This is a genomic window from Chitinophaga sp., assembly GCF_036566945.1.
Classification (GTDB): Bacteria; Bacteroidota; Bacteroidia; order Chitinophagales; family Chitinophagaceae; genus Chitinophaga.
In genome coordinates, this window is sequence record NZ_DATCVJ010000037.1 from 1 (window position 1) to 6538 (window position 6538).

Here is a 6538-nt window from a genome sequence, read left to right on the forward strand (position 1 = left end):
TAAAAAAAATCATCAAAATCATCAAAATCAGTATAATCCTGAGTAAAGACAAAAATCCGTGCGCGAACAATACGGGGGCTTCCGGTGTTCTAATATCCTGACAATTCCTACCAAACAATCTAAAGGTATTAAAAGCACTACATATGAAATCCTTGTGTACTTTAATCGTCGTGTTATTTGTCTGTGTAGCCTCCTTTGCCCAGAAGCCCCGTATCATCATTTTGGCCACAGGCGGTACTATTGCCGGAGAGGGAGCTTCCGCCGACAGGGCGGCCTATACAGCCGGTAAGGTACCGATTGAGTCTTTGCTGAAAGCCGTTCCAGGTATTGAAAATATAGCCACGATTACGGGAGAGCAGGTAGCCAACGTGGGTAGCCAGGATATGACGATTGATATCTGGCAGAAACTGAATAAACGTATTAATGAGATTTTTGGTAATAATGAGGCAGATGGAATTGTGATCACCCATGGTACCGATACCCAGGAAGAAACATCCTATTTTCTGAATCTGACCATCCGCAGTAGTAAGCCGGTAGTGATCACGGGCTCTATGCGACCCTCCACGGCTATCAGTGCCGATGGTCCTAAAAATTTGTTTGATGCTGTTACAGTAGCCGCCAACACTAAGTCCAATGGACGCGGGGTGATGGTCGTTTTCAACGAAAGTATTTTTGATGGTCGCGACGTAGCCAAAGGCAGTACCACCAAGGTAGATGCTTTCCGCTCTCCCAACCTGGGGCCTATCGGGCAGGTATACGATGGGAAAGTGTTTTATTATATGAACCCGATCCGCAAGTCTGATAAAGAAACGCCTTTTGATATTTCCGCAGATAAAAAGCTGCCTAAAGTGGGTATCGCCTATATGTATGCCGATGCGGAACCGGTATCTATTGAAAATTTTGTAAAAGAAGGTTATAAAGGTATTGTGATTGCCGGCGTGGGTAATGGTAATTTCAACAAAGCTTTTTATGATGCTATTGCAGCGGCGGTGAAAAAAGGAGTTGTAGTGGTAAGGTCCAGTCATGTGGGCTCGGGCAGAGTAACCCAATTTGATGAAGTCGATGATAAAACACTGGGCACCATTGTGAGCGACGACCTTAATCCACAGAAAGCCAGGATATTGCTGATGCTGGGATTAACACAAACCAGCAACAAAGATATTTTGCAGAGTTATTTCTTTAAATATTGATCCTCCAAACATAAGCTATGGCGCTGTCTTATATTAAAACCACGGTAGCAGAGCAACTTGCGTTACAGAAACTGAGTCCGTTTGAGCTAAAAGATACCCTGATTTCGCTGGCGAAGAGTAAAGCAGAAAAAAGCACAGAGATCATGCTGAATGCGGGCCGCGGCAACCCTAACTGGGTAGCTACTATACCGAGGGAAGCGTATTTTTTACTGGGCCAGTTTGGCATTACAGAGTGCCGCCGTAACATGGCCGACAACCACGGATTTGCCGGTGTACCGGAAAGGAGTGGAATTGCCGACCGGTTCAAAGCATTTCTGGCCCTGAATAAAACTGCCCCCGGCGCCAGTTTATTACAACAGGCATATCTATACGGTATACAACAACATAATTTTAAGGAAGATGATTTTGTGTTTGAGCTGGCAGAAAGTATTATCGGAAACGAATACCCGGTACCAGGCCGTATGTTGGCGCATATGGAACCGATCGTGCATGATTACATAGTACAGGAAATGTGTGGCGGACAAGCCACCAAAGGCAAATTTGATTTGTTTGCCGTAGAAGGCGGTACCGCCGCGATGTGTTACATCTTCGATTCGCTGATGCAGAACAAACTGTTGAAACAGGGTTCCCGCATCGCATTGATGGTCCCCACGTTTACTCCGTACCTGGAAATTCCGGAACTGGAACGCTACCAGTTTGAAGTCGTGTATATTAACGCTACCGGTGAAACGAAAGAAGGCCGGCATACCTGGCAATACCCGGAAGAAGAGTTGAAGAAACTGAAAGATCCGGAAATCAAAGTATTGTTTACGGTAAACCCCAGCAATCCTCCTTCCCGCGCCATAGCGCCTTCCGCCATGGATAAACTGGCGGCTATTGTGAAGAAAGATAATCCGAACCTAATGATTGTAACGGATGATGTATACGGTACTTTCGTGAACGGTTTTCATTCATTGGTATCCAAAATTCCATTCAATACCATCTGCGTATATTCTTTCTCTAAATATTTTGGTTGTACCGGATGGCGTTTAGGCGTGATCGTTATACACGAACATAATGTCTTTGATAAGCTGATCGGCGAACTGCCTGCCGCGGGGAAGAAAGCGCTCGCGAAGCGTTACAGTACTACCACCCTGCATCCGGAAAAAATGAAATTCATTGACCGTATGGTGGCCGACAGCCGGCAGGTAGCATTGAATCATACCGCCGGATTGTCTTTACCACAGCAAACACAAATGACCTTATTCAGTTTGTTTGCGTTGCTGGATAAAGAAAATAACTACAAACGGATCGCACAGGAACTGGTACACAAACGTCTGAAGCTATTATGGGATAAGATAGAGCTGGATCAGATGGATGATCCGTTGAACACAGGTTATTATTCTGAAATTGATATTGCTTCCTGGGCCAGTAAAATTTATGGAGAAGATTTCTCCAAATGGCTGCAAAAGAAAATGCAACCTACCGACATCCTTTTCAGACTGGCAGAAAAAACCGCTATCGTATTATTGAATGGCGGCGGATTTGGCGGCCCCCAATGGTCGGTGCGGGTATCGCTGGCCAATTTGCCCACAGACTCCTACACCCTGATAGGAGAAAACCTGACACAAATTATGCACGAATACGTGAGCGCCTTTAAAGAAGAGACAGGCAAAAAGTAGCTTTTTTTCATAATGATTGATGTACAGCGGGTGACTATGCAAGGGTTGCCCGCTTTTTTTTAGCCCGGGGGGAGCGGATAATCGTGGTACGCATTTTGGCGGAATCATTGTAAATAAACAACTTTGTACCATGAAAGCTGTCACACCTCACTTCCGTTTTTGGCTATTGAGCTTCCTGTTGCTATACAGTTACAACTTATCCGCACAACAATATACGGCTACTGACGATGGGGCTACCGTCAAATTTACGATTGTCAATCACCTGGTTTTTACCAGTACGGTGAATGGCTATTTCAAAGGATTGAAAGGCAGTATCCGTTTTGATCCGCACGATCCAAAATCGGCGATGATAGATGCTACAGTAGCCGTAAAAACCATCAGCACAGGTATTGGTAAACGCGACCGGGATTTGCAGGAAGAGAAATATTTTAATGCATCTAAATACCCGGTGATGCGGCTGCAGTCTACCTCTGTGACAGCTACCGACAAGTCTAACACCTACCAGTTCACCGGTGCGCTGACCATCAAAGGCGTTACCAAAACGATTTCTTTTCCTTTCACCGCCGTGTTATCTGGCAATGCTATTCAGTTGAACGGGCAGTTTACCATTAAGCGGAAAGACTTTGGCGTAGGGCCAGATAATGCGATCGACGATAAGTTGACCGTAGATTTGAAAGTACTGGCTAAGAAACAGTAACGGCTATACGCTATCAGCCCGTTGATAGTGTATAGCCCGAATGCCGTTACTGACTTCGTTTACAAAGGTTGGGAAAAATGATGCGCGGAAATATGGAATCCCTGCCGGTGGTACACCCGGTGTGCCGGATGTAATGCGTGGCCGGAATCCAGCTGTACAGAGCGCAACCCTTCTGCTTTCGCCAGCGCCTTAATATGATCCAGCAGCAGTCCGGCATAGCCTCTGCCCTGATACGCCGGCAAACAAGCCAGGTCGTCTATATAAATAATTTTACCGCTGAATAACTTGTTCATGTGCCTGAATCCAGCAAAGGCAACCGCTTTGGAGGGATCATCTTCCGCCGTGATATACACAATCTGATAGTCTTCCTGCTGCATTTCTTTGATCTGTGCCAGGAGATTTTCTTTTTGCAGTAATGGACGCAGGAAAAGAATGACTTCACTGCATGCCTGGAAATCGGCGTCGCTGCGGGCGGTTTGAATAGTGGGCATATGAAAAGAATTACGAATTACGGATTACGATGTCGACTATTTACCTGGGATGCGCTGAGAGGATATACCGATGCGATTCCAGGCGTTGATGATGTTTACCGCCATGATCAGTTCTGCGGTGCCTTTCACTCCGAAATGCCCTACTGCTTTGTCGTAGGTGGCAGCTGTTAATCCCTGTTGGCTGATATGTGTCACCTCTTCTGTGATGGCCAGGATGATTCTTTCTTCTTCACTGAACTGTGGCGATTCGCGCCATGCGCTGAGCAGGTATAAGCGCTGTTCTGTTTCGCCCAGTTTACGGGCATCCTGTGTATGTTTGTCGATGCAAAAGGCGCAACCATTGATTTGTGATGCCCTTACACGGATTAATTCGTGGTGCAATGGTGAAATACTGGTGGAAGAAAGATAATTTTCCAGGCCCAACATCGCTTTAAATGCTGCCGGATCTGTTTCTCTCATGATAAAACGTTCGGTCATGGTACTACTGTTTTGCTTAAAAATTATGTTGCAAAATTAAGATCAACTGGAGTATCTTAGTAGTCCACTTTATAATTGGTGAGTAGTCCAGATGCTTCCATTCAAAACACTTATAAAAATTGATAAATCGCTGAAGTTGCCGGTATATCAGCAGATTGCCAACTGCCTGATAGGGCTGATCCAGGAAGGGATATTGAAACCGGGGCTGTTTCTGCCGGGCAGCCGTTTGCTGGCGTTACAGCTGGAGCTGCATCGCAAAACAGTGATCGCAGCTTACGAAGAACTGATTAGCCAGGACTGGCTCGTGGCGGTGCCCCGCAAAGGCGTAATGGTAGCGGCAAATTTACCGGTAATCCGGCCCCGTAGTTTCCGGAAAACGGTTTCGGCCTATGATGGCGAAGCAGCATTTTCATTTCATACCATACCTACGGTAGCTATACCTGCAAAACCGGTTTTTACCCATACTCCGCTGGTGGTCAACGACGGTTTTCCGGATGCCCGGCTGGCGCCACTCGGCGCCTGGGTGCGGGAGTGCCGCTCTGTAATAGAGAGCCCACGCTACTTCAAATTGCTGATGTACGGCAGCCCTACCGGCAACGAAGCTTTGCGCCGCGAAATGCAAACCTATCTGGGCAACACCCGGGGGCTCAGCATCACCGCCGATCATGTGATGATTACCCGCGGTGCTCAAATGGCCATCTATCTGGCTGCAGCCATGATTATAAAAAAGGATGACTATATCATTGTTGGCAGTCCGAATTATTTCTTTGCAGACCTCTGCTTTGAACAACTCGGCGCCCGGTTACTGCATGTACCCGTAGATGAAGAAGGAATTGACGTAGATGCCATTGAGCAGTTATGCGCCAGCAAAAAAATAAAGTTGTTGTACCTGATTACGCATCATCATCACCCTACCACCGTTACCTTGAGTGCTGCGCGTAGAATGAAGCTGCTGGCCATTATCCGTAAATATAATTTGCCGGTTATTGAAGATGACTACGACTACGATTTCCATTATAGCTCTGCCCCCATTTTGCCTTTAGCCAGCGCAGACCATGGCGGCAATGTTATTTATATTGGCTCATTCACTAAATCACTGGGCTTATCTATCCGCATCGGCTTTATGATTGCCCCGGCCAATTTTATTGCGGGAGCTGCGTCCCTGCGGCGCCTGATGGACCTGGGCGGAGATAATCTTTCTGAACAGGCATTGGCCAATCTGCTGGCAGATGGTACGATAGAAAGGCACCTGAAAAAATCCAATAAAGTATACCACGAACGACGTGACCTGCTGTGTGACCTATTGCAATCGCGCCTGGGAGATGCCGTACAGTTTACGGTACCTACCGGCGGCATGGCTATCTGGTTACGCTTCTCCCGAAAAATTTCTTTAAAAAAACTATCAGAAAAAGCACGTGCCATGGGGCTGCAGATTACCTCCGGTGAGCAATATCATTACGGCACTACTTCGCAGAATGCGATCCGGTTTGGATTTGCTTCGCTTAATAATAAAGAAATTGCAGAGGTGGTGGGGATACTGGAAAAGCTTGTCAGGTAAGGGTTTTGTCTTTCCCAGGATTATACTGATTTTAATGATTTTGATGATTTTTGCTTTGATGATTTTTGATGATTTTAAAAAGATTAAGGAAGAACTATGCAGTATCCGCTTATATCTTCGCTAATCTTTTAATCTTACAAAATCAAAAGAAAAAATCATCAAAATCATTAAAATCAGTATAATCCTGGGAAAGACAAAACTCGCGTTATAAATCGTAAAACTGTTTCGATCGGTTAATCCTCAAATCCCTTAGCAGCCCCGCTTTGGCGCTGATGGTAAAACTAAACTGCCGGTAAGTACCAAATGGAATCAGGTTAATGGATAAATTGAAATCATGCAGGTCGCGCGAGATATACATATTGGTATAGGCGATCTGCATATTGGTGAAATCGAAACCACTGTTCAATCCTATTTTCCATTTGGGCGTAAGACTAAAATCGCCGTTGAAGCTAATGTATTGGGTG

7 protein-coding genes are annotated in these 6538 nt (G+C 45.8%); 4 read left to right on the forward strand and 3 right to left on the reverse strand.

Annotation, left to right across the window (positions count from 1 at the left end; genetic code table 11):
• Positions 1-143 precede the first annotated feature (143 nt).
• The 3 genes from VIP81_RS01050 to VIP81_RS01060 all read left to right on the forward strand — a co-directional run bounded on the left by VIP81_RS01050 (position 144) and on the right by VIP81_RS01060 (position 3548).
• Positions 144-1190, forward strand: a complete 1047-nt coding sequence (locus tag VIP81_RS01050; RefSeq protein ID WP_331956620.1) for a type II asparaginase — start codon at positions 144-146, stop codon at positions 1188-1190.
• A gap of 17 nt (positions 1191-1207) precedes the next feature.
• Positions 1208-2851, forward strand: a complete 1644-nt coding sequence (gene aspD / locus VIP81_RS01055; protein ID WP_331956621.1) for an aspartate 4-decarboxylase — start codon at positions 1208-1210, stop codon at positions 2849-2851.
• A 130-nt stretch (positions 2852-2981) separates the two neighbouring features.
• Positions 2982-3548 carry a YceI family protein gene (locus VIP81_RS01060; RefSeq protein ID WP_331956622.1) on the forward strand — a complete coding sequence of 189 codons (567 nt, stop codon included), beginning with the start codon at positions 2982-2984 and terminating at the stop codon, positions 3546-3548.
• 59 nt (positions 3549-3607) lie between these two features.
• Here the strand turns inward: VIP81_RS01060 and VIP81_RS01065 are convergent, their stop codons facing one another.
• Positions 3608-4039, reverse strand: coding sequence for a GNAT family N-acetyltransferase (locus VIP81_RS01065; RefSeq protein WP_331956623.1), 432 nt, complete (start codon positions 4037-4039; stop codon positions 3608-3610).
• A 36-nt stretch (positions 4040-4075) separates the two neighbouring features.
• On the reverse strand, positions 4076-4516 hold the full coding sequence (locus tag VIP81_RS01070) for a carboxymuconolactone decarboxylase family protein (RefSeq protein WP_331956624.1): 441 nt from the start codon (positions 4514-4516) through the stop codon (positions 4076-4078).
• A 91-nt stretch (positions 4517-4607) separates the two neighbouring features.
• Here VIP81_RS01070 and VIP81_RS01075 point away from each other — a divergent pair, with 91 nt between their 5' ends.
• Positions 4608-6074, forward strand: coding sequence for a PLP-dependent aminotransferase family protein (locus VIP81_RS01075; protein ID WP_331956625.1), 1467 nt, complete (start codon positions 4608-4610; stop codon positions 6072-6074).
• Positions 6075-6279: 205 nt separating this feature from the next.
• Here VIP81_RS01075 and VIP81_RS01080 read toward each other — a convergent pair.
• On the reverse strand, positions 6280-6538 hold a 259-nt coding region (locus tag VIP81_RS01080), incomplete at its 5' end, for a hypothetical protein (RefSeq protein ID WP_331956626.1).

Coding starts and splice junctions, on each gene's coding strand:
- VIP81_RS01050 (WP_331956620.1), top strand. CDS start 144: ATGAAATCCTTGTGTACTTTAATCGTCGTGTTATTTGTCTGTGTAGCC.
- aspD (WP_331956621.1), top strand. CDS start 1,208: ATGGCGCTGTCTTATATTAAAACCACGGTAGCAGAGCAACTTGCGTTA.
- VIP81_RS01060 (WP_331956622.1), top strand. CDS start 2,982: ATGAAAGCTGTCACACCTCACTTCCGTTTTTGGCTATTGAGCTTCCTG.
- VIP81_RS01065 (WP_331956623.1), bottom strand. CDS start 4,039: ATGCCCACTATTCAAACCGCCCGCAGCGACGCCGATTTCCAGGCATGC.
- VIP81_RS01070 (WP_331956624.1), bottom strand. CDS start 4,516: ATGACCGAACGTTTTATCATGAGAGAAACAGATCCGGCAGCATTTAAA.
- VIP81_RS01075 (WP_331956625.1), top strand. CDS start 4,608: ATGCTTCCATTCAAAACACTTATAAAAATTGATAAATCGCTGAAGTTG.